The following is a 21,886-nucleotide window of genomic DNA, read 5'->3' as shown; positions in this document are numbered from 1 at the left end:
CGATGTCGAGAGAAGAAAGCCGCCCTGGTTCAAGTGCCTCGAATGGGCCATTTATTTAGCGGCGCCATACTCTTTTGCCACAGTTATAATTGTCTCTTCTGTCGTTCTTGTACGCGAATTAATAAGCCTAATCAATTTTCTTTTTTAGAGAAATATCTAGGGAAAAGCCATAACCACTACAACACCAACGATTGGCGCGACAAGGAAATAAGCCCACCAAAGTGGGCCTACAGAAGCAGCCAGACAAATTATCCCACAAACTACAAGTACGGCCACCAAAGAAACAATTGCCCCCAAGGCTCTTCCGAGTGCAAGCCTTAAAAGAAGCGCTATCAACGCGCCATATAATACACACAGCAAGAAGAATTTTAGCTCAACCCCCAAGCCTAAAAGCCCCTGCGCGGTTACAACTTCTGAGCTAGCCATGTATTTTCTCCGGGCGGACCAGGTCCGTTTGGACTAACCCGCTTGTAGGCACCTAGTCGGTCTGATTTCCGTAGATGGTCCACCCAAAACAGTCTGCTCGGGTTAACCCACGTCATACATTTCTTGCACGCTACCCGCACCAAACCATGACTTGAGAGTATCCATGGCGGACGGGGAAACTTCCTGGGTAAACAGCACCGCTAGCCTTTTCCGTGGCCGAGAGCAAGCCACGTAAAACAAATTGCGGCTTCGCTCGAACGTGGCTTCCTTTCCCCTCGGAATTCCCTTGCTTACCCAGGCCAGCATCTGGTCAAAGTTGTACTGATTCCAGCCTCGGCCGACGACCACCAGCACGTTGTTGAACTGCGCCCCTTTGACGCCGTGCTTGGTAGCGAAGGGAGTCATTCCGTTGATGAATTGTTCCAGTGCGACGATTTCGGCGTAGGGGACCTGCCGCAGTTGACGAAGCCTTTCCATCCATGTCGCAGACTGTTGCTCGCCGCCCTCTTTCTCTTCAGCGGCCTCGGCTTCGGACGGAGTCGTGCCGGCTGGTTTGTCTACAGCGTTCAGCAAGTTCGCTTCCTTACTTTCCACCTTTTCCGGCAGATGAAAGCCGTCCTCGGCACGGAGGTAGTCGACGACCTCACCGATGGTGCCGGTTGTCCGCAACGCCACGAGGCGCTCCATGGATGCTCGGATGGCCGCCTTCCGTTGGGGACTGGTGATCTGGGGCACCGAACCACCCAGTCTCGCGAACATGTCGCCGTACCGCTTGGCCGCGAAGGCCGCGCATGCAGGCTCCACGACGTCCACCAGGAACGCGATGTGGGCATCCTCTTTCTTCACGAAGGCGTCCGTACGCCCCCCGAAGACGGCCGCGATCCCGGCGTATCCCTGCTCCTGGGCCAGCAAATTGTGCGTGAGCATCAGCACCTTGGTCTCACCCGGTTCGAAGCGCCACCCGTCTTCGGTTAGAAGTGCTTTGACGCGCTCCATGTAGGCCTTCGCCGCTTCCGGGCTGACATCGCCCTTCCAATGGGCTTCCGTTCGCCGCGCCCCGGTCCAGGCGTTCGTGTGATAGATGACCGCGCTGCCCGGGGCGTCTTCGTCTTCGACGGCCTGGGGCAGCTCGGGCCGCATCTTGTTGAGGACATTCACCACGGCGGGGACCGAGCGGAAGTTGGCTCCCTTGCCGATGGGCGTTAAGCCGTCGTAAGAAATCGTGCCGCATCCGTCGCCGTAAATTTTTTGCCACCCATCTCCGAAGAGGCCGATGAGCGGCGCCCCCGGCTGCCCCAAGAAGTGGGTCATCAACGCATTCACAAAGTCCGCATCGGTGTCCTGATACTCGTCGATGAACAGGATGGGGTAGCGGGCCGTCATCATGCGCCTGAACTTGGGCTTGCCCAGGCAGGCCGTCATCAGGTCGAGCACGTCATCGTGGCTCAAGGAGAGGCCGTCGTCTTCGACATGCGGAAAGCCGAGTTCGTAGTTGATTTGTCGGGTTCCGATTTCGCCGGCTTCCGCCAGGCGCTCCGGCCACTTCTTCAACTCGGGAACCAGCCGGCGTAGTTCGCTTTGTTGGTCTTTCAGAAGCGACCAGCAGAAACCGTGGATGGTGTCCGAGTACACCGCGGGGTGGCGGTCCGTGCGCGTGTCGATTTCGTTCTTCGCCACGTTGGTGAACGTGATGCAGGCGATTTGCTGGTGTTGGCGGACCAACGAGCGCCCGCGCTCGGCCAGCAACCGCTCCAATGCTTCGATGAGCGAATAGGTTTTGCCGGCGCCCGCCCCGGCCTCGAACACGAAACTCTGCCCGGCGCGGATGCACTCAAACAGTTGGGCCATGGCCTTTTCAGCCTCCGCTTGCGCGGGATTGAGCGGAGCCGAGTGGTTCACGCGGTCGCTCCCGTTGCTGCCGGCATCGCCGCGGCCACCGCTGCCGGCGGTGGTAGCGGCTGTGGCGGCGCAGGCGACTCGGGTGCATTCGTCCGGGCCAGCCAGCGTAGGCCTTCAGCGATGTACCGCGGCACACTCCACGCTTGATTACCCAGCGCCAACTTCAGGGCGAACTCCGTTTTCTTTTGCTTTTTGGCGAGGTCCGCGGCCCGCTGGCCGAGGTCTGCCGCTGGAACGTTCTGAAGGCCGTACGCGGTCTTGTTGGCGAGCATCACGGCGTCTTCCAAACTCCGGGCGCACGGCTCGCCGTCGCCTTCCGGAATCTGATAAGCAAGGCGTTTGATGCCCTTAACACGATCAGCTTCCACGTACGCAACCAAGTCGCTTGGCTTCGAAGACTTTCCGTCAAACCATGCCTTGATGCAGGCATTGCTCGATTTCTCACCGCCGGCGACAGGGCAAGCCTCCCCGTCGCCATCAACGGCATCGATGTCGGTGATGACGAGCGCCGGCAGTTCGAGAAACGTCAGCAAGTCATCGAAAATGTGCGCGTACGCCCCACCCACTTCCAGTACCGTGAAGTATTGGCTGGCCAATTGCGGAGCCGTCGCGTCTTCGGCATCAACCAGCCGCATCATGACCGGCAGCAACAGCCGCTCGCAGGTACCCTCGATGAGGATGGCCTTGTCGGCAAAGAACAAATCGCAGCGGGTGAGCGTCAGATACTGCTGGAGGAATTTCAGGTCGTCGGCGGCCTTGCCCGACAGACCTGCACGCAGGTCTTTGATCCGCGCCGCCCGCCAGGATGATGCTGGAGCTTCCGCACCCGCCACGAAATACCGGAGCGCGTTGATGGGCGCAGAGTTTGCGATGTGGGAAGAATGCGTGGAGATGAGAAACTGAACTGGCCAGTCCCCGCCGCCGTTGAGTTCGGCGAATTTCTTCGCGATGACCTCCAGTTGCCGCACGAACACTTCTTGCATCTGCGGGTGGAGGTGCGCTTCCGGTTCCTCAATAAAAACGAGATGGACGGCCGGAGCAGCGGGTGCCACCTGGAATTGTTTGAAGAAGCTGTAGAGGTGCAACAGGATGTAGATGAGGTTTCGCGCACCGAGTCCGTTGTAGGTTTCCGGCAACGTCAGGCCGTGCGCCCCCGGGTAGCGGACCTTCGTGTGGTTTTGAAGCAGCCGCGCCACGTCGAATCCGGTTTCCGTCGTCAGGTCGGGGTTGTTGAACCCCGGGTAGTTGAAAACCTCGAAGTGCGGCAGCAGCCCCTGCAGGTGGGTCTCCACCTGGGATCGAAGGGTTTCCTGGATGCCATCGACCGCCTGCGTCAGCCCGTCGATAAGATCCTTACCGGCTTTGTCTGCTCCTTCCGCGGAGGCGGAGTCAAACAGGTCTTGCAGAATCTTTCCGAGCACGTCCCGGTCTCGGGCGGTGGTGTCGTCCAACCCGCGCTGCGCGGTGATGATGTCGGCCCGAACGATGGCCCGAAGATGGCCCAGGTCGAGTTCTTTCCTGTTCGTGGAGTCGTTCGGGTCTTCGGCGTGTACGGAACACCCATACGATTTGCCGATGCGGTCTTGGAGCGCTCGGTAGAATCGGTCCCGCTGCAGGTCAATCGCGGCGTCCGTCGGCCCCTCCTTCGCGAGGAGGTCGGCCAGGGTGCCGTCGCGCGGCTCAAAACGGACGACCACCAGCGCTTCGGAACAGGCCTCGTCCAAATCGACAACGCACGGGGTCAGCGGTCCGAGTTCTTCGGTGGCTGAGTACCGGAACGTCATCCGCACCTCGATACACGGCAACGCTTTCCGGACATCGTCCAAGGACTCCCCACCGGACAGTTTCTGGGCAGCGGTCCAGAAATCTGCATGCACGGGGAGCGCGAAATCTTCCAGGCGGAACTGCGGCGTGGTGTCTTTCAGCAGGCGGCGGAACAGTTCCGTCAGTGATGTCTTGCCGCTGTTGTTCCGCCCCACGACGACGGTGGCTTGCTCTTCGAGCAGTAGGGTTGCGTGCTTGAGCAGACGAAAGTTCTTTACTTCCACTTTTTCGATGCGCATTCCACTCCCCTGGTCGTCGAGCGCGGCCCGCTTTCACTTGGGCGCTTTGGCACTCATTGACTGTCGCGACACGCGCCAAACTCTCACAGGCGAAATCCGGTCCAGCCGGCCAACTTCCACCGGCTGTCCGAAGTGTACGAGTGGACCGAGCATCTGTGCGCGTTGTGGAGGGAAACGGGCCGCGTCGCCTGACAGACGGCACCCCGGCCTTGTGGGCCGTGCTGCATCCGCCCTACTGAAGGCGGAGCAGCTGCGGCCGCCAAGCTATCGCGCGTTCGACCAGGGGGGCTGCCTGCTCGCCAACGCCGCGCGCGTCTGGTCCGACTCGGTGGGCAGCCACGCTTCACTCGTCGCCCGTCCGGCTTAAGCCCTCCGCATTGACCAGGGTCGCGCGGTGAGCTACCTCGCGGCGTGCCAGAGGCGTGCCCCGATGCCACTCGGACCGGAATATCCCTGAGCGAAACCGTCGAGTCCGGCTTCGGGGTTCGTCAACGCGGGCGTTTCACGTCTCCAGGCATTCGTTGGTGTAGCTTGCCGTCTTCGCCATCGGAGTCGCCGGGATGTGCTACAGCGCCCAAGTCGTGGCCGATTACAACCGCTACGTCCGAGTGGTGGGGCTGGACGAGGCCATGAACATCAAAGACTTCGTCCGCCTGTACTGGGATCGTCAGCGCGAACTCCCCATCCGTGTCCCGAAGGCCCTGGACCGGTGGTTCCTCAGCGGTGCGGTTCCCCAGGCGCCCGAAATTCCCGCGCTCATCACGGAGTACAACCAGCTGCAGGTGGCCAAACTCGAAACCGAGGTGTTCGCCCAGCGCAAGCGGCTGGCCGACGCCGAGCGGAAGCTCGCCACCAAGCCCACGAAGGCCGCCTCAGAAAGCAAGCGCATCGCGACCAACAAGGTGGACCAGGCGCTGGGCCGGATGGCCGACATCAAGCGCACGGAACCTAAGGAAAAAGACGGCCGCATCTTCCCCGGTTGGTACGCGCCCATAGTGGTCTTCGAGAACGGCCGGCGAACCATCAAGCCTATGCGGTACCAGTGCAGGCCCGTCGGCAAGCCGGCCTTTTTCGACCGCAAGTTCCCAGGGACGTACAACGCGCGCCGCGACAACCTAGAAGGATTCTGGCGGGACCTCTTCGGCTACCGCCACGGCGTGATGCTGGCCAACGCCTTCTTCGAGAACGTCGCCAAGCACGCCGTCGAAGGCCGCGAACTGGCGCCGGGCGAGCAAGAGGAGAACGTGGTCCTGGAGTTCCGACCCCAGCCCCAGCAGGTCATGCTCGTGGCGTGCCTGTGGTCGCATTGGGTCGAAGGCGATGAGGAGCTTTACAGCTTCGCCGCCATCACCGACGAACCTCCCCCCGAGATCGCGGCAGCGGGCCACGACCGATGCATCATCCCCATCCAGGAACACCACCTCGACGCCTGGCTCAACCCGGACCCGAAGAACCTCGCCGCGCAGTACGCCATCCTCGACGACCGCGCTCGACCGTATTACGAGCACCGATTGGCTGCCTGAAGTCGTGCACCATTCGGGATCGGCCTTTGGCTCCGACGGCGATGCGCATCGCCTCTGCGCGGATAGAGAGTCCGGGACCGTACCTTCGCGGTGATACATCTACATCGCTTATGGGAGTTGCGGAGGTGGATTTTTCGCGGGCAGATACAGTTCGCGCGATCAGTCGCTAGACTTGGCATGAGTCCCTCGGGATGCTCCCATGAAGTACCGCTATACCTCAGCGTGGCGCATGCAGGGCGGCTGGAGCTTCCCTTCTCAACCAACTACCCGCGAGTTGGTCAACCATGCCGGTCGCCGGCTGGTTCTCACCACTGACCCTGCCGACTACCTGAGAGTTTTCGACCGCCGAATGCTCGTGGCCAACCACATGCTCGGCGGGGGCCCGTATCGCAACGCCAGCGGGTGGGACAACGCGGCCATCGCGCGTGAACTCAGTCGAGTTGCCGTCGAGCGGCGAGATAAGGTTGCCTCCGCGTGGTTCGTCGTCGTTGTCGTCGATGGAGTGCTGGACGGCGACATAGGGAATCCTGACGGCGCGGTCGTCATCGACGACGACGTGTTCGGCTGGGAGTTGTTCGACGCTGAAGGTCTGAAAAAAGCGCATGAAAGGGACGTCGATGCGTTGATGACGGTGCTCTCGACATCGTTCGAATGGACACCGCGCTTCGAACAGTTAGGGGAGTCCGTCGTTGGACTGTTGGACGATGGCCGGCAGGTTCAGTCGCTATCCGCGACGGCGTTTGGCGATTTGTCGGTGTCTCGCGCGTTGCCCAATGATGACCAACTGGACATCCAGGCTCGTGCGTGCGCGCTGTTGGATGATACGAAACTTGCTGCGGTTGCTCGCCTGTCCCGACGCATGGTCGCAGGCAGCTCCGATCCCCTACTCCGCTTCCTTCATGCCTGGTGCGCGCTCGAAATCCTTATTGGAAAAACGGCCGGGCTTGTGAACCGCGCCGCGCTGCCTGCGGGAATCCCGGCACTTCAAGTGTTGGTCGAGGTCGAACGGCAAGACCCCGACCACAATCGGCGCTCAATCCGCCAGTTCCTGCTGGCGACAGCCTGGCTGTTTCCGGTGTGGTCGCGGGACGAAGTCGAAACCCAACTGAAGATTTTCGACTCCGTTCGAAAACTCAGAAACCGGCTGTTTCACGGTGAGAACGTGGATGAACGGACATTGCCCACGGTTCCTCTGTTCGACCTGCTCAGACGCTATTTGTCGGCGACTTTGACTCACTCTTCCTGAGGAGTCGGTCGCGCGCTGACGCAATACAGGCACGCTCGCCTATCGAAAGTCCCTCGACGGAGTTTTCATCCCGTCCAGCAGTGCATTCCAGTTTTCGAGCCGCTGCGCGATCAAGTGCTGGACCCCGTCCTTGCGCTCCACCTTGCCGTGGATGCATAGCAACTGGCTCTCGACCATGACCCGCCTTTGTCGGTCGGCGATGTCCCGCCACACGATGGCGTTGATCATTCCTCCCTCGTCCTCCAAGGTCATGAAGACCACCCCGCTCGCCGTCTCCGGCCGCTGCCGCAGGCGCACTAAGCCGGCGTAGCGCACCACGGTGCCGTGCGGCAGACGCGCGAGGTCGTCGGAGCTGCGGCAATGCCGCGCTTGCAGTCGGCCGCGCAGCAGCTTCAGGGGGTGAGGGCCCAGGGTCGTCCCGACCGTCGCGTAGTCCGTGCGCATGTCCTCTACCACCGTGGGCGGCGGCAGCTCGACGCGAGGCTCTGCCGTCGGTGCCACGTCCTCGAAGAGCGGTCGCTGGGCTTCCACACCCTCGACAGCCCAACGGGCGCGGTGGCGGTGGCCGGCCAGACCGCGCAGTGCGCCCGCGTCGGCCAGCAGGTCGCGGTGGCGGTGGTCGAGGTCGACGCGCCGGCACAGGTCCTCCACGTCCAAAAACGCGGCCCGGTCCCGTGCCTCGGCGATCACCTTCGCCACGGCTTCGACGAACCCGCCGATGAGCCGGAGCCCCAGACGGATGGCGGGCCACCCGCCCGCCCCCGTGTGCCCGTTCGGACCGCCGCGCGGGTCGGTTTCGAGCGTGCAGTCCCAGTCGCTGTACCGCACGTCCACCGGCAGTACCGCAATACCGTGGCGGCGCACGTCCTGCAGGATTTGGTCGGGCGTGTAAAACCCCAGCGGTTGCGAGTTGATGAGGGCCGCCGCAAAGGCCGCCGGCTCGTGGCATTTCAGCCAGCACGAGGCGTAGGTGATGAGCGCGAACGAGGCTGCGTGGCTTTCGGGAAACCCGTAGCTACCGAAGCCTTGAATCTGATGAAACAGCTTCTCCGCGAACTCGGCCGAATACCCCCGGGCCAGCATCCCTTGGGTCAATCGTTCTCGATGCGGTTCGAGCCCGCCCCGCCGCTTCCACGCCGCCATCGACCGCCGCAGCTGGTCCGCGTCGCCGGGCGAGTAGCCGGCGGCGTCGATGGCGATTTGCATCACCTGTTCCTGGAACAACGGCACGCCCAGCGTGCGCTCGAAAATGGCCTTCAACGCCGGCGGGTAATCGACCGGTTCCAGACCTTGGCGCCTGCGTAAATAGGGGTGGACCATGTCCCCCTGGATGGGGCCTGGCCGCACGATGGCGACTTCGATGACCAGGTCGTAAAAGCACTTCGGTTTGAGCCGCGGCAGCATCGACATCTGCGCGCGGGACTCGATTTGGAACACGCCCAGCGTGTCGGCGCGGCCGATCATTTCGTAGGTGGCCGGGTCTTCCGTGGGAATGGTGGCGAGGGTCAAGTCGTGCCGGCCCGTGCGCTTGAGCATCTCCAGGGTTTTGCGCACCGCGGTGAGCATGCCCAGCGCCAGGCAATCGACCTTGAGCAGCCCGAGCGTGTCGAGATCGTCCTTGTCCCATTGGATGACCGTGCGGTCGTCCATCGCCGCGTTCTCCACCGGCACCAAGGTGCTCAGCGGGTATTCGGAAATGACGAAGCCGCCGGGGTGCTGCGACAGATGGCGCGGGAACATCATCAGCTCGGCCGTCATGGCGACCACGCGGCGGACGACGGGCGCATTCGGGTCGAACCCCGCCTCGATCAGAAAGTCATCTACCGGTGCCTCGGTGCTCCACGAATCCAGCGTGCCGGCCAACGCGTTAACCTGGTCGGGCGCGAGGCCCAGCGCCTTGGCCACGTCGCGCACCGCGCTGCGCCCCCGGTAGCTCGTCGCGATGCACGTCAACGCGGCGCGGTCCCTCCCGTACCGCTGGAACACGTACTGCAACACCTCTTCGCGCCGCTCGTGCTCGAAATCGATGTCGATGTCCGGCGGTTCGTTCCGTTCCTTTGAAATGAAGCGTTCGAACAGCATGCCGATGAGGTCGGGGGCGATCTCGGTGATGCCCAGCGCGAAACACACCGCGCTGTTCGCGGCCGATCCACGGCCTTGGCACAGGATGCCTTTGCCGCGGGCGAAGCGAACGATGTCGTGGACCGTCAGGAAATACGATTCGTACTTCAGGTCCGCGATGAGGGCCAGCTCCTTCTCGATGAGCGCGCGTGCTTTCTCGGATGCGCCCTCCGGCCACCGCCACCGCACCCCGTTCTCGGTGAGGTGCCGCAGCCACGACGTCGGCGTGTGCCCGTTGGGAACGAGTTCCCGCGGGTAGGTGTAGCGCAACTGCGTGAGGTTGAACCGACAGCGCTCGGCGATGCGCACCGTTTCGGCCAGGAGTTCTGCAGGGTAAACCGCGGACAACTGGCGGCGGCTGCGCAGGTGCCGCTCGGCGTTCGGAAAGCGGTACGCACCGGCCTTGGCCACCGTGGTGCGGTGGCGGATGGCGGTCATGACGTCGTGCAACGCCCGACGTTGACGGACATGGTAGTGGACGTCGCCGGCGGCGACGGCGCCCATCCCCAAGCGCTCGGCCAGCGCGCGCAGCCGGATGCAGCGCCCGTCGTCGTCGGTGCTGCGGTGGAGTTCAACGGCGAGCCAGCAGCGGTGCAGGAACAGTGCGCTGAGCCACCGCCCGTGTTCCTCGTTCGGCGCCTTCTCCGGCACCCACAGCGCGAGCAACCCCTCGGGCAGCTCGCGAAGGTCCGCACGGGTCAGCCGGTACGAGCCCTTGTCGGCGGCGCGCCGCCCCACGGTGATGAGCCGGCACAGCGCGGTGTAGCCGTCGTGGTCGGCCACCAGCAGCACGATTTTGGGTCCGTCGGCGAGTTGGATCTCGCTGCCGACGATGAGCCGCACGCCCAGTTCGTTGGCCGCTTCGTGGGCACGGACGATGCCGGCCAGCGAGCACTCGTCGGTGATGGCCAGGGCCGTGTAGCCCACCTGCGCCGCGCGGTGAAAAAGCTCCTTGGCGACGGACGCCCCGCGCTGAAAACTGAAAGCCGAAAGGCAGTGAAGCTCGGCGTAGTCCGGCAGCTTCATGCCGGAATGCCCCAGTGCTCGAACGCGTGCGTGCGGCTCACGCGAAGTAGCCGTGGAGCATGAACGGCCCGCGCTCGCCCGGTGCGGCGTAGACCCACATCACCTGCCCGTCGTCCGCCTCCACGATGTAGTAGTCCCGGCGGACGTCGTCGCCGTCCCACCACCCGCTTTCCACCCGCTCGGGTCCGACCAGGACGTGGACGCGCGCGCGCAGCGGCACGGGCTGTTCCAGGAGCCAGCCCGGCCGCGCCTCGGCAAGTGCGGCCAGGGGCTCGTTGCGTTCGCGCCCGGGGCGCCAGGCGCGCTCGGGGCGGTGGTCGAAGTCCGTCGCCAGCCCGTGGACCTGGGCGTCGCCCAAGCGCGCGCGCAGCCGTTCCCGCAGCTGGTCGAAGGTCAGCGCACCGGGGGCGTGGGGCTCGAACAGATCCCCGGACGGCGGCACGAACGGCGGCAGATCGTCGGCCACCAGGCGCACGGCGCGCACCGGGCCGTTGACCTCGATGCGTTCCAACCGGTGGCGCGCCACGTCGAGCAGGCGGACGGCGTCGCGCTCGGGTGCCAACAGGCCCACGTCGAGGTGCGTGGGTGCGTGGCGGTCGTGCTCGAACACGAGGCGGAAGCGCTGCACGCCCCCGTCGCGCGCCCGCACGAAGGCCGCCAGGTCGCGGACGAGCCGGCGCAGCGGAAACACCAAGCCGGAGGACAACTCGATTTCGTGGTCGAACTCCATGCGCCGGTCGAACACGACCGGCGGCTGGTAAAGCGGCAACGGGACGACGCGCCCGCGCAGCGCATCGACCCAGGCGAGCACGTCGGGCGGGAAGCGGCGCGCCACTGCATCCCGGGGCAGCGCCGCAACCTGCGCCAATCGCTTGAGCCCCATGCGGGCGAAGGCGTGCGCCACGTTGGCGTCGAAGCCCGCAGCTTCAACCGGCACGCGCCCCAGCGCCGTGGCGAGGTGCGGCGCGTCGACCGCCACGCCGTCGTGGACGTTGGCGAGCGTGCGCGCGGCCCACGCGTTCGGCGCGGCAACCAGCCGGTGGCGGAACCCGAGGTCGGTGAGTTCCTGGCGCAGCCGGCGCTCGAAGACGGGCCACGGACCGAACAGGCCCAGGCTCTGCCCGACCTCCAGCACCACCGCATCGTCGAACACCAGACTCACGTGCGAGCTGAAGGCGTACGCCCAGGCCGCCAGCAGCTCGCGGTCGCGCGCGACGGCGGCGGCGTCGAACTCCACCCACTCCGCGTCCGACGCCAGCGCCTGGGCGGCCTGGACCGATTGGCCGGGTTTCAGGCCGCGTGCGGCGGCTTCGTCGTTGACCGCGTGGACCGTGCGCTTGTGCGCGGGGCCGGTGAGCAGGGCCAGCGGCCGCGCGGACGGGTGGCGCTGCCGGAGCACGCCATCGACAGCGAAATGGGGGAACACGATGCAGGCCCAGCGCACGGCCGCATCAGGACAGGGCGAACGGTGGAAGGGGGATGCTGTGGGCCGGCGGATTGGCGCCGCGGCACTTCAGCACCTGGACGCGCCGGGGGTTGCCCTGCACCCGCAGGCGCAGCGCCGCAGGCGACGGGTTGTCCGCCACGCGCTCCGGGCGGAAGGCGATGCCCAGCGCCTGGCCGGTCTCGGACGCCACCTGGAGGCGGCGCAAGGCTTGGTCGGTGGCGCGGGCCGGCCAGCACAGCACGGCGCCGCACGCCGACGAACGCAGGCACTGCTCGGCCGCCCACAGCGCGCCACGCTCATCGGCCCGCACCACGGCGACGTGGTCGAGCGCCACGCCCGCCAGGTGCCACGCCGGTGCGTACGGCAGGTAAGGCGGCCCAACCACCACCACGGGGCGCCGGGCGGCCGTCAGGCGGGCCAGCGTCGGCCACAGCAGCGCGAGTTCGCCCACCCCGTCGCAGGCCGTCAGAACTTCGCTGAGGCTGGCCGGTGGCCAGCCCCCGAACGGCAGCACCGCGTCGAGCGCTGGAAACCCCGTCGGCTGCGCGGGGGCTTCGGTGCGGGGCGGCGCGTTGCCTCGCCAGACGGTGCGGTCGGCCAGCAGCCGGTCCAGGGCGACGACGGCGCCCATCAGGCGCCCGTCCGAATGAGGCCGCAGAAAATCCCTTCGATGGCGAAGTCGGCGTGCCTCGGCACGGTGATGGGCTTGTAGGCCGGGTTGCGCGGCAGGAGCTGGATGTCGCGGGCGCGAATCTTGAGCCGCTTGATGGTGAGTTCGTCGTCGAGGCGGGCGACGACGGTTTGCCCGGACCGCGCGGTGGCGCTGCGCCGGATGGCCACCAGGTCGCCGTCGAAGATGCCGTCGTCGACCATCGAGTCGCCTTTGACGCGCAGCAGGTAGTCGGGCGCCGGCGAGAAGAGCGCGCGTCCCACCACGGCCTCCTCGCCCGCCTCGGCGTCGGCACCGATGGGGCTGCCGGCGGCCACGCGGCCCAGCACCGGCAGGCGCAGGACGTCGCCCGACGGACGCGCGGGGTTCCGTAAGCGGATGCTGCGCGCCGCGCCGGGCACCCGCGTGATTTCGCCGGCCTCTTCGAGTGCGCGCAGGTGGTAGTTGGCCGTGGCGTTCTGCGCGAAACCGAAGGCGGCGCAGATTTCGAGCTGCGTCGGCGGGAAGCCGTCGAGGCGGATTCGTTCCTCGATGAAAGCCAGGATGGCGCGCTGTCGGTCGGTCAGAGGCATGACTAATAGTAGTCAAACTGGGAGGGCACAACGCAACGGGTCCACGCATCAACGGCTTATCGGAGGAAGCTCCGGTGGCGGTCGAGGTGTATGCCGCATCCGTCGCATCGGATGAGACAAGTCGGGCCGGCCCCATGCTTGACTGGACCGTCTTCGGCCCTGCTTTGCGCGCGCCAACGGGTATGCCCGCCGCCTTTCGAATGCCCAGTCGCCGACCACGCTTACGCGACGGCGTTCGCGAGCCGCAAACGGCTTATGCTGCTGCGCGTGGCATCCGGCTCGGAATCGGCAATACATGCCGCCCGCAGAAACGCCGGAAGGCCGCCAACCGTTGTGAAGAACGTGGTCCGCTGACAGCCAAGGTCGTGAACGAGCCCCGACGACACCACTACGTGCCTCAGTGGTACCTCCAACGATTCGCAGACTCCCGCGGTTTTCTGCACGTCTACGACACCCACACCAAAACGTGGCGGATGCAGCGGCCGAACAAGATCATGCGCATCAACGACTACTACCGGCAGTCGTGGGCGCCCGAAGGAACCGACCCGGTTCAGCTTGAACGCTTCCTCGGCGCCGAACTGGAGCCTCAGGGCCAGCAGGCCATCGACAAGGCGCTGCTCGGCACGGGCTCGCTCGATGCCGACGAATCCGCCGCGCTTCTGACCTACCTCGAATTTCAATGGATGCGGGTCCCGCGGCAAGCTCAGCGCGTCAAAGCCCGCCTGCGCGCGTTCGTCTTGGAACAAGCGCCTCCCGATATCCGAGAGGCCGTTGTCTCCGGACGCATCGGGATTCACATCGAGGATTTCGTCCGATTCGATTTTTTCCGCGATGCGATGTCCAGCCTGTCGCCGTATTTCATGGCGATGGACTGGGAGGTTGTCGAATCGGACGGGGAAATGCCCTTCATCACGACCGACAGCCCGGTACATTTTTACAACCCCGAAATCCCGCCGCCGGCCGACGCGGGCGTGGCCCTGGCTGGGACGGACGTGCTGTTTCCGCTGACGCCCAATCGTTTATTGATGATGCGGCATCCGGCGTACGACAACGGCGAACTGGAAGCACTCGACCCGATCACGGACCTCCCCGAGGACGTATACATTCGGGTCAGTCGGGGCCGTCGAATGAACCGCGAGCAGGTCGTCCGAATCAACTACGTGATGCTAAAGCTCAGCCATCGGACGGCCGTCGCGAACGACCGGAAATCGATTGCAGCTTGCTTGGAATTCGCCGCTACCGGACGCAGTCCCAAAGAACCGGCCGACTGACTCACGAGAGCCTAAGTAAAACCGCGGCAGATCGCGGTGCCGCCAGAACACGCACTACGTCCCGCTTTTCGTTCCGCGCCGGTCGGCGTCGAGAATTGCACGGAGGTCGTCCGGGATGGCCATCGGCTGCAGGGCGCTCACGTTGGCGCCGCCCGTGTTGCCTTCGGGAATCCACAGGCGCGAAAACGCCGCGGCCGCAACGACGCGCGTGAGCTGGCCCACGATTTCTCGGGCGTCCCGCCGCTGCCACGCGATGCGGAGCATGCCCACATGACTGCGCACGTGCAGCCACGTGCGGCGCTGACCCAGAATGTGGGTGCGTTCCAGATGGGCGAAGGCCCGATCGAATTGACCCGTTTTCCTGGCGCTCCTCGCTGCCTGCCACTCGCTTGCGAACGCCTGCGCAACCGTCGGAATCACTGGTGTGGTCTCCGGCGTCGTGGTGGACGGCAGCGATCGCGTCGCTGAGGCGAATGCGCCAAAACTGCAGACCGGAAATCGGTGGCATGCGCAGCAGCTGGCTTGCGCTCAGACGTACCGTCGGCGACGTGCATCCAAGCACGAGCGAACAGTCGGAGGCGGATTCGCCCATCACGACTCCGCATCCGAATTCCTGTTCGCCCGCCGCTCCGAGCCGCGAGCAACAAAACGCCAACGCAGCGGCGTGCCACGGTACTCAAGTCCGGAACACCGGCCACGCGCCGCGGATCACCCGCACCGCCGAACGCAGGAACAGCAGCGCGATCACCAGGCCGACCACGATGTCCGGCCAACCCGCGCCCAACGCCATCACGGCACCGGCAGCAACCAGCACGCCGGCGTTGGCCATCACGTCGTTCCGCGAGCATTCGAACGTGCTGCTCATGTTTACGTTGAGGTTGCGGAAGCGCCACAGCAAGGCCAGGCAGGTGAGATTGGCCACGAGCGCGAGCGAACCGAATATCAGCATCAGCCGCGTGGACGGCGGCATGCCGTGCGCAAGCTTCAGCGCGATATCGACGACGATGACCACGAAGAACAGCAGGATCAGCCCGCCCTTGGCGAGCGCCGCACCGGCCTCCCAGCGCCGGCCGCGTCCCAGTGCGAATAAGCTCAGGCCGTAGACCACCGCGTCGCCGAGCATGTCCACCGCGTCAGCCTGCAGCGCGGAGGAGCGCGCGACGAGCCCAGCGCCGAATTCGGCGAGGAACATCGCGGCGTTGATCGCCAGCACGATGATGAGAACGCGGCGCTGTTCCGCCTGCATGGCCAGGCGCGCAAGCTCCTCGCCTTTCTTGTTGCAACAGTCATCCGCCACGGGGAGCTCCTTTGGCGCGGCCGATGCGCAGGTAAAGACTCGGCAGCACGAACAGCGTGAGTACGGTGGCCGTGATCAGGCCGCCGATGACGACGGTGGCCAACGGGCGCTGCACTTCGGCGCCTGCACCCGTGGCCAGCGCCATGGGCACGAAGCCGAGCGAAGCGACGAGCGCGGTCGTCAGTACCGGCCGCAGGCGTTGCAGCGCTCCGTCGCGCACCGCGTCGCGCCAAGCGTGGGTCAGGGCGAGATCGTCGATGGCACGCGCCATGACCAGGCCGTTGAGCACGGCCACACCGGACAGGGCGATGAAACCGACCGCCGCGGAAATCGAGAACGGCAGGCCGCGCAGCCACAGTGCCAGCACGCCGCCGACCAGCGCGAGCGGTACGCCGGTGAACACGATGGCCGCCTTGCGCCAGGAACCAACCGCTGAGTACAGCAGGAACAGGATCAAAGCGAACACCACCGGGACGACAACGGCCAGGCGTGCGCGGGCACGTTCGAGGTTCTCGAACTGGCCTCCCCAGTCCAGCCAGGTGCCGGCGGACAGCTGTACCTGCGAGGCGATGCGGGATTGCGCTTCGGCAACCACACCCGCGATGTCGCGGCCGCGTACGTTGGCCTGCACCACGACGCGGCGCTTGCCGTTTTCGCGGCTGACCTGGTTCGGCCCCTTGGCTTGAACCAGCTTTGCCACAGACCCCAATGGCACGAATCCGCCACCGGGCGTGGGAACTGGCAATTGCGCGAGCGCATCGAGATCCGTGCGCAGCGCGTCGTCCAGCCGCACCACCACGTCGAAGCGGCGGTCGCCTTCGAATACCATGCCGGCATGCCGCCCCGCGACGGCGGCCGACAGCGTCGCGAACACGTCGGCGGCCGCCAAACCCACGCGCGCCATCGCATCGCGGTCGAGCCGCACGTCCAGCAAGGGCAACCCTTCGACCTGTTCCACGCGCACGTCGTCGGCGCCCGGCGTCGCGCGCAGTTGTGCGGCAATCGCTTCGGCCGTGGTTGCCATGGCCGCGAAGTCGTCGCCGTAGACCTTGACCGCGATGTCGCCGCGGACGCCGGCCAACAGCTCGTTGAACCGCATCTGGATCGGCTGGGTCAGTTCGTAGGTCTGGCCCGGCAGGCCGGACACGGCCTGTTCGACTTTTTCCACAAGAGCTTCTTTGGAAAGCCTCGGGTCGGGCCAGTCCTTGCGGTCCTTGACGATGACGAACGTGTCCGTCGCATGCGCCGGCATCGGATCGGACGCCAGTTCCGCCGTGCCCGTGCGGGAGAATACCAGCTTGACCTCGGGCAACGCGGACACGGCCTTTTCCACGCCGAATTGCATCTGCTGGCTCTGATCCACCGACGTGCCCGGGATGCGCCAGACCTGCAGCAGCACGTCCTTCTCATCGAGCGTTGGCAGGAATTCCTGGCCCAGCGTCGCGAACAGAAACAGCGCGCCGCCCAGCGCCGCAGCGCCGAATCCGCCCGTCAGCACGGGCCGGTCCAGTGCCTTGTCCAGCAGCGGCGCGTAGCGGCTCTTGGTGGCCAAGATGATGCGGTTTTCTTTCTCCTCGACAGGCTTGGACAGCCACAGTGCAATCAGCGCCGGCACGAAGGTCAGCGACAGCACGAACGCGAACGCCAGCGCGAGGATCACGGTGATCGCCATCGGCGAGAACATGCGGCCTTCAACACCTTCGAAGGTCAGCAGCGGCACGTAGACGAGGATGATGATGGCCTGGCCGTAGACGCTGGGGCGGATCATTTCCTTGGCCGCAGCCGACACCTCGGCACGACGTTGGTCGCGGTCCAGCACGCGGCCCACTGCGTGCTGGGCTTCCGCGATGCGGCGCAGCGCGTTCTCAACGATGATGACCGCACCATCGACGATGAGCCCGAAATCCAGCGCGCCCAGGCTCATGAGGTTCGCCGAAACGCCCGCGCGCAGCATGCCGGCGGAGGTGAGCAGCATGGTGATCGGAATCACCGCGGCGGCGATCAGCGCGGCGCGGAAGTTGCCGAGCAAGGCGAACAGCACGGCGATGACGAGCAGCGCGCCTTCCGTGAGATTCTTCGCCACCGTGTGGATGGTCGCGTCCACCAGGCGCGTACGGTCCAGCACCGGCTTGACGATGACGTTGGGTGGCAGCGAGTGGGCGACTTGGGTCAAGCGCTGGTCCACCGCGGCGGCCACGGTGCGGCTGTTGCCGCCGATGCGCATGACCGCGGTGCCCACCACCACTTCGCGGCCGGCTTCGGAAGCCGAGCCGAAACGCAGCGCTTCGCCGCTGCCGACTTCGGCGACGTGCGCCACGAGCACCGGGACGCCCTCGTGCGTGGCGATCACGGTCTTGGCCAAATCCTCGGCCGAGTTGGCCCGCGCATCCGCCCGCACCGTCAGCGATTCGCCGCTGCGTTCCACGACGCCCGCGCCGGCGCTGGTGTTGTTGCGCTCCAGCGCCTCGGCCAATTCGACCAAGGTGATGCCGGCCGCCGCCAGGCGTTGCGGGTCCGGGCGCACCACGTATTGCTTGACGTAGCCGCCGATCACATCGACGCCAGCCAGACCCTTCACGGTCTTCAACTGCGGCGCGACGATCCAGTCCTGGATGGTGCGCAGATACGCCGCCTTTTCCTTCTCGCTGCGCAGTGTGGCGCCTTCCGGCGTGAGGTAGCTGCCGTCGATTTGCGCACCGGGCTGCCCGTCGGTGCCTGCACCGGAATACTCGACCGTCCACATGTAGATGTCGCCCAGGCCCGTGGCCACAGGCCCGAGTTCCGCATCGACGCCGGACGGCAAATCGCCTTGCACGCTGCGCAGGCGGTCGGCTACCTGCTGGCGCGCGAAATAGAGATCGGTTTCGTCGGTGAACACGGTGGTGATCTGGGCGAAGCCGTGCCGCGTCAGCGAGCGCGTGGACTCCAGCCCCGGTATGCCCGCCATGGCGGTTTCCAGCGGGAAGGTGATCTGGCGTTCCACATCAAGCGGCGACAACGCCGGCGCGGTGATGTTGATCTGCACCTGGTTGTTGGTGATGTCGGGCACCGCATCGATGGGCAGCCGAGACAGCGCGGCCGCACCGACGAGCACCGCCATCAGGGTGGCGAACAAAACCAGCCAGCTGCGTGCAACGGAAAACTCGACGATGCGCGCGATGAGACCGGGCGACTCAGTGGTCATGGTGGCCACCGCCCTCGCCCTTGCCGGCTTCCGCCTTCAGCACGTAGCTGTTCTTGACCGCGATGCGCTCGCCGCCGTTGAGGCCCGAGCGCACCACCACGAACGCGCCGCTGCCCGGGCCGAGTTCGAGGTGCTTGACCGCGAACCCGTCGTTCGTGCGCACGAACACGCTGGGCTTGTCTTCGACGGTCTGCACCGCGTTTTTCGGAATCGACAGCGTGTAGGCGTCCGAGCCTGTGGCCACGGACGCCTGTACGGTTTCACCGACCCGCCAGCGGCCCTCGTCGTTGCGCAGCAGCGCGATCGCGCGCACCTGGCGCGTCTCCGGATCGATGACCGGCGAGACGAAGGCAAGCCGGCCACTCGCTTCGCGATCGCCCACGCTGACCGACACGCTGCCGCCGACGGCGACCAACGACGCGGTCTGCGGCGGCAGGGCCAGTTCCACCGCAACCACGGAGAGGTCGGCGACGCGGAACAGCTCGGCATCGGCCTGTACGGCCTGGCCCAGGCCGACGCTGCGCGCGACGATGTGGCCGGCCTGCGGGGACCGAACCACGATGCGGTTGAACGAGCCGCCCGCGCCGCCCGTCGTGCCCAGGCGCTGCTGCGCCAGCCTCAGGCGGATGCGCGCTTCGGCCGCCGCCGCGCGCGCCTGCAGCACATCCTGTTCGGGGGACACTTTCTGCGCGAACAACTGCTCCTCGCGCTTGAGCGTGGCCTCGGCCAACGCCGATCGCTGGCGCTGGGCTTCGACGTCGGCCTGCAGTTCGGCCGCCTCACGGCTTTCGATGACAGCGAGTGCATCGCCCGCTTTGACCGCTTCCCCAAGGTTTCGCGTCAGCGATACCACGCGGCCACCGACGGCCGCGACGACCACCGTCGATTTCTCGGAGTCGGCGGCGATGACGGCGGGCACGGTGGTGGCCGCGGCGGCACCGCTGCGAACGACCGCCGTCTCGATGCCGGCGGCCTCGATCTGCGCGTCGGTGAGGTGGATAACGTCGGCTTCGCCTTCGCCATGACCGCCCTCACCGTGCCCGTGTTCGTCTTCGACATGACCACCCTCGCCTTCCCCGTGGCCGTGTTCGTCTTCGCCATGACTGTGCGCGTCGCCGTGGCCGTCGCCGTGATCGTCTTTCGCTTCAGCGCCGTGGCCGTGCTCGTCCGCTGCTGCGGTTTCGCCGTGGCCGTGTTCGTCTTTCGCACCGCCGTGGCCGTCGCCGTGTGCGTGCGGATCCGCGCTTTTCGCGGCCGCGGCCAGCGATTTATCCGTTGCTGGCGCGGGCGCTGCAGGATTTGGGTTGGATGGGGAACAGCCGGATGCGGCCAACGCAACAAAGCACAAAACAAGAAGTTGACAAGTGCGCATGGTCAGTCCTTGAACAGCGGGTCGGCGCGGCCCTGCAGGCGAATCAGCCGGGCTCGGGCGAGATGGAAGTCTGTGAGCGCCTGCACAGCGCCCCCGCGTGTCTCGGCGAGCACGCGTTCGGCCTCCAGCAGATCGAGCTGGGAGAACTTGCCGGCCTCGTAGCCGAGCCGGGCGATGCGCGCGGCTTCTTCTGCCGCGGCCAGGGCAGGCCCACCGGCCGTCTGCGCGGCGGCGCGCGCGTTGTCGAGTTCGGCCTGGGCGCTCGCAGCCGCGCGCCCGTAGTCGAGCGCGATGGTGCGCTGGCGCGCCTCGGAGGCATCCAAATCCGCACGGGCCTTCGCCACACCCGCTCGGCCGCTGCTGAACACCGGAAACGGCAGCGCAATGCCGACCACCGTGGCGCGGTCGTCCACGGCCGCGAAGCGCCGCACGCCGGCACTCAGGGTCAGGTCGGGGATGCGGGCGCGGCGCGCCACCGAAAGCCGCGCGTCGGCGGCGGCCACTTCGGCCTCCGCCAGCGCCAGGGCTGGCGGGGTATCGGTCTCTGGTGATACATCGCCCTCGACGGTCTCGAACCACGCGGCGCGCGGCACCGCGCCCGGCGTGCCGGTCCAGCGTGCGAACGTGGCGCGCGCCAGATCCACCGTGCGCTGCGCCTGCCCCACCGCGACCTCGGCGTTGAGCCGCACCACCTCGGCGCGCTGCTCGTCGATGGGCGACGCCTTGCCGGCACGCACGCGCGCCCGCGCAGCGTTGACGCCGGTTTCTGCGAGGCGCAGCCGCTCCCGCGCCAGAACCAGGCGCCGTTCGCCTGCAGCGGCCTCGATGAAGATTTCGGTGGCTTGCAGCACCGCGTCGGCCCGCGCGGCATCGGCGCCCAGCACCGCGGCGGTACGCTCGGCTTCCGCGGCGCGTACGCGCGCGGCGCGCTTGCCGCCCAGTTCGAGCGGCCAGGCCAGCGAGGTCGTGGTTTCCCGCAGTTGGCCGCCCGAGTAGGCGCCAGTCCCCCCAATGTTTTCGGCCTCGACCGATAGGGTCGGGTTGGGAAGCTGGCGGGCCACGCCCACATTAGCCTCGGCCGAACGGAGCGTGGCGTCCGCCAACGCCGACTGCGGGCCTTGCTCGGCCACCCGACGCAGGGTTTCCTGCAAGGTGAGCGGTGTTTCGGCACCGACGTCGGGCGGCGGGGCGGCGTCGGCCGCCCGAGCGGCCCAGAGGGCTGCGAGCGCCAAGACGGCGAACAAGCGTGGCAATGGGGTCATGGCCTGCGTTTGACAGGGGAGCAGGCCGCTCTTATAAACCTTGAAGTCGCTCCAAGGTCAAGCCCATGAACGCAAGCATGACGATCGGCGAGGCCGCTGCCGCCTCCGGCATGGCTGCCGACAACATCCGCTACTACGAAAAAATTGGCCTGCTCGCCAAGCCGTCCCGAACCGCAACCGGCAACTACCGCACCTACACCACGGCGGAAGTCCAACGTCTCAGCTTCATCCGCCGCGCGCGCGAACTGGGCTTCCCGATCGAGCAGGTGCGGGAAATGCTGGATCTGACCCGCCACCACGAACGCGACTGCGCCCGCGTGGATCAGCTCACCCACGAACACCTGCAGAGCATCGACCGCAAGATCGCCGACCTCACCGCGCTTCGCCACGAACTCGAAGGCATGCTGACCTCGTGCCACGGCGGCACGGTCCGCGAATGCCGCATCCTCGGGGCCATCCATCCCGGCTCGTCCAACTAAGCGATGGGTTCCAGCCGTACGCGTCGAA

The 21,886-nt window shown here is 66.1% G+C and carries 16 protein-coding genes; 4 read left to right on the top strand and 12 right to left on the bottom strand.

The window, feature by feature from the left end; translation table 11 throughout:
• Positions 1–156: 156 nt before the first annotated feature.
• From DFR29_RS21440 to DFR29_RS21430, 3 genes are all read right to left on the bottom strand, one after another.
• On the bottom strand, positions 157–426 hold the full coding sequence (locus DFR29_RS21440) for a hypothetical protein (protein ID WP_133820693.1): 270 nt from the start codon (positions 424–426) through the stop codon (positions 157–159).
• A 102-nt stretch (positions 427–528) separates the two neighbouring features.
• Complete coding sequence (locus DFR29_RS21435; RefSeq protein WP_243746135.1) at positions 529–2,325, bottom strand: UvrD-helicase domain-containing protein; 1,797 nt, start codon at positions 2,323–2,325, stop codon at positions 529–531.
• Positions 2,322–4,388 (bottom strand): ATP-dependent nuclease, encoded by a 2,067-nt coding sequence (locus DFR29_RS21430; protein WP_133820692.1) that lies wholly within the window; start codon positions 4,386–4,388, stop codon positions 2,322–2,324. Before DFR29_RS21430 ends, DFR29_RS21435 begins: the two co-directional genes overlap by 4 nt.
• A 560-nt stretch (positions 4,389–4,948) precedes the next feature.
• Between DFR29_RS21430 and DFR29_RS21425 the strand changes: the two genes are divergently transcribed.
• Both DFR29_RS21425 and DFR29_RS21420 read left to right on the top strand, forming a co-directional pair.
• Positions 4,949–5,911: an SOS response-associated peptidase family protein gene (locus DFR29_RS21425; RefSeq protein ID WP_133820691.1), complete on the top strand. Its 963-nt coding sequence runs from the start codon at positions 4,949–4,951 to the stop codon at positions 5,909–5,911.
• A 199-nt stretch (positions 5,912–6,110) separates the two neighbouring features.
• Positions 6,111–7,157, top strand: a complete 1,047-nt coding sequence (locus DFR29_RS21420; RefSeq protein WP_133820690.1) for a hypothetical protein — start codon at positions 6,111–6,113, stop codon at positions 7,155–7,157.
• 39 nt (positions 7,158–7,196) lie between these two features.
• Here the strand turns inward: DFR29_RS21420 and DFR29_RS21415 are convergent, their stop codons facing one another.
• Genes DFR29_RS21415 through lexA form a run of 4 tightly spaced genes read right to left on the bottom strand, consistent with a single transcriptional unit; the run spans position 7,197 to position 12,993 of the window.
• Complete coding sequence (locus DFR29_RS21415) at positions 7,197–10,304, bottom strand: error-prone DNA polymerase (RefSeq protein ID WP_133820689.1); 3,108 nt, start codon at positions 10,302–10,304, stop codon at positions 7,197–7,199.
• A 37-nt stretch (positions 10,305–10,341) separates the two neighbouring features.
• Complete coding sequence (locus DFR29_RS21410; protein WP_133820688.1) at positions 10,342–11,748, bottom strand: Y-family DNA polymerase; 1,407 nt, start codon at positions 11,746–11,748, stop codon at positions 10,342–10,344.
• Positions 11,749–11,755: 7 nt separating this feature from the next.
• Entirely contained in the window at positions 11,756–12,382 is a 627-nt protein-coding gene (imuA, locus tag DFR29_RS21405; protein ID WP_133820687.1) for a translesion DNA synthesis-associated protein ImuA, read from the bottom strand.
• On the bottom strand, positions 12,382–12,993 hold the full coding sequence (gene lexA / locus DFR29_RS21400) for a transcriptional repressor LexA (protein WP_133820686.1): 612 nt from the start codon (positions 12,991–12,993) through the stop codon (positions 12,382–12,384). The genes imuA and lexA overlap by 1 nt, the downstream gene beginning before the upstream one ends.
• A 134-nt stretch (positions 12,994–13,127) precedes the next feature.
• Here lexA and DFR29_RS21395 point away from each other — a divergent pair, with 134 nt between their 5' ends.
• Entirely contained in the window at positions 13,128–14,264 is a 1,137-nt protein-coding gene (locus DFR29_RS21395; protein WP_166654257.1) for a DUF4238 domain-containing protein, read from the top strand.
• A gap of 54 nt (positions 14,265–14,318) precedes the next feature.
• Here the strand turns inward: DFR29_RS21395 and DFR29_RS21390 are convergent, their stop codons facing one another.
• The 5 genes from DFR29_RS21390 to DFR29_RS21370 all read right to left on the bottom strand — a co-directional run bounded on the left by DFR29_RS21390 (position 14,319) and on the right by DFR29_RS21370 (position 21,361).
• Complete coding sequence (locus DFR29_RS21390; protein WP_133820684.1) at positions 14,319–14,684, bottom strand: DUF3703 domain-containing protein; 366 nt, start codon at positions 14,682–14,684, stop codon at positions 14,319–14,321.
• Positions 14,685–14,940: 256 nt separating this feature from the next.
• Complete coding sequence (locus DFR29_RS21385; RefSeq protein ID WP_133820683.1) at positions 14,941–15,561, bottom strand: cation efflux transmembrane domain-containing protein; 621 nt, start codon at positions 15,559–15,561, stop codon at positions 14,941–14,943.
• Entirely contained in the window at positions 15,551–18,745 is a 3,195-nt protein-coding gene (locus DFR29_RS21380; RefSeq protein ID WP_133820682.1) for an efflux RND transporter permease subunit, read from the bottom strand. Before DFR29_RS21380 ends, DFR29_RS21385 begins: the two co-directional genes overlap by 11 nt.
• A complete protein-coding gene (locus DFR29_RS21375) occupies positions 18,735–20,078 on the bottom strand; it encodes an efflux RND transporter periplasmic adaptor subunit (protein WP_166654256.1) in 1,344 nt (447 codons plus the stop codon). The genes DFR29_RS21380 and DFR29_RS21375 overlap by 11 nt, the downstream gene beginning before the upstream one ends.
• A gap of 41 nt (positions 20,079–20,119) precedes the next feature.
• Positions 20,120–21,361, bottom strand: coding sequence for a TolC family protein (locus DFR29_RS21370; RefSeq protein ID WP_166654255.1), 1,242 nt, complete (start codon positions 21,359–21,361; stop codon positions 20,120–20,122).
• 95 nt (positions 21,362–21,456) lie between these two features.
• Here DFR29_RS21370 and DFR29_RS21365 point away from each other — a divergent pair, with 95 nt between their 5' ends.
• Positions 21,457–21,858: a MerR family transcriptional regulator gene (locus DFR29_RS21365; RefSeq protein ID WP_208113677.1), complete on the top strand. Its 402-nt coding sequence runs from the start codon at positions 21,457–21,459 to the stop codon at positions 21,856–21,858.
• Positions 21,859–21,886: the final 28 nt, after the last annotated feature.

Source organism: Tahibacter aquaticus (assembly GCF_004363655.1).
GTDB classification, from domain to species: domain Bacteria; phylum Pseudomonadota; class Gammaproteobacteria; order Xanthomonadales; family Rhodanobacteraceae; genus Tahibacter; species Tahibacter aquaticus.
Note: the sequence above shows the minus strand (reverse complement) of the source record. Positions and strands in the feature narration are given on the sequence as shown.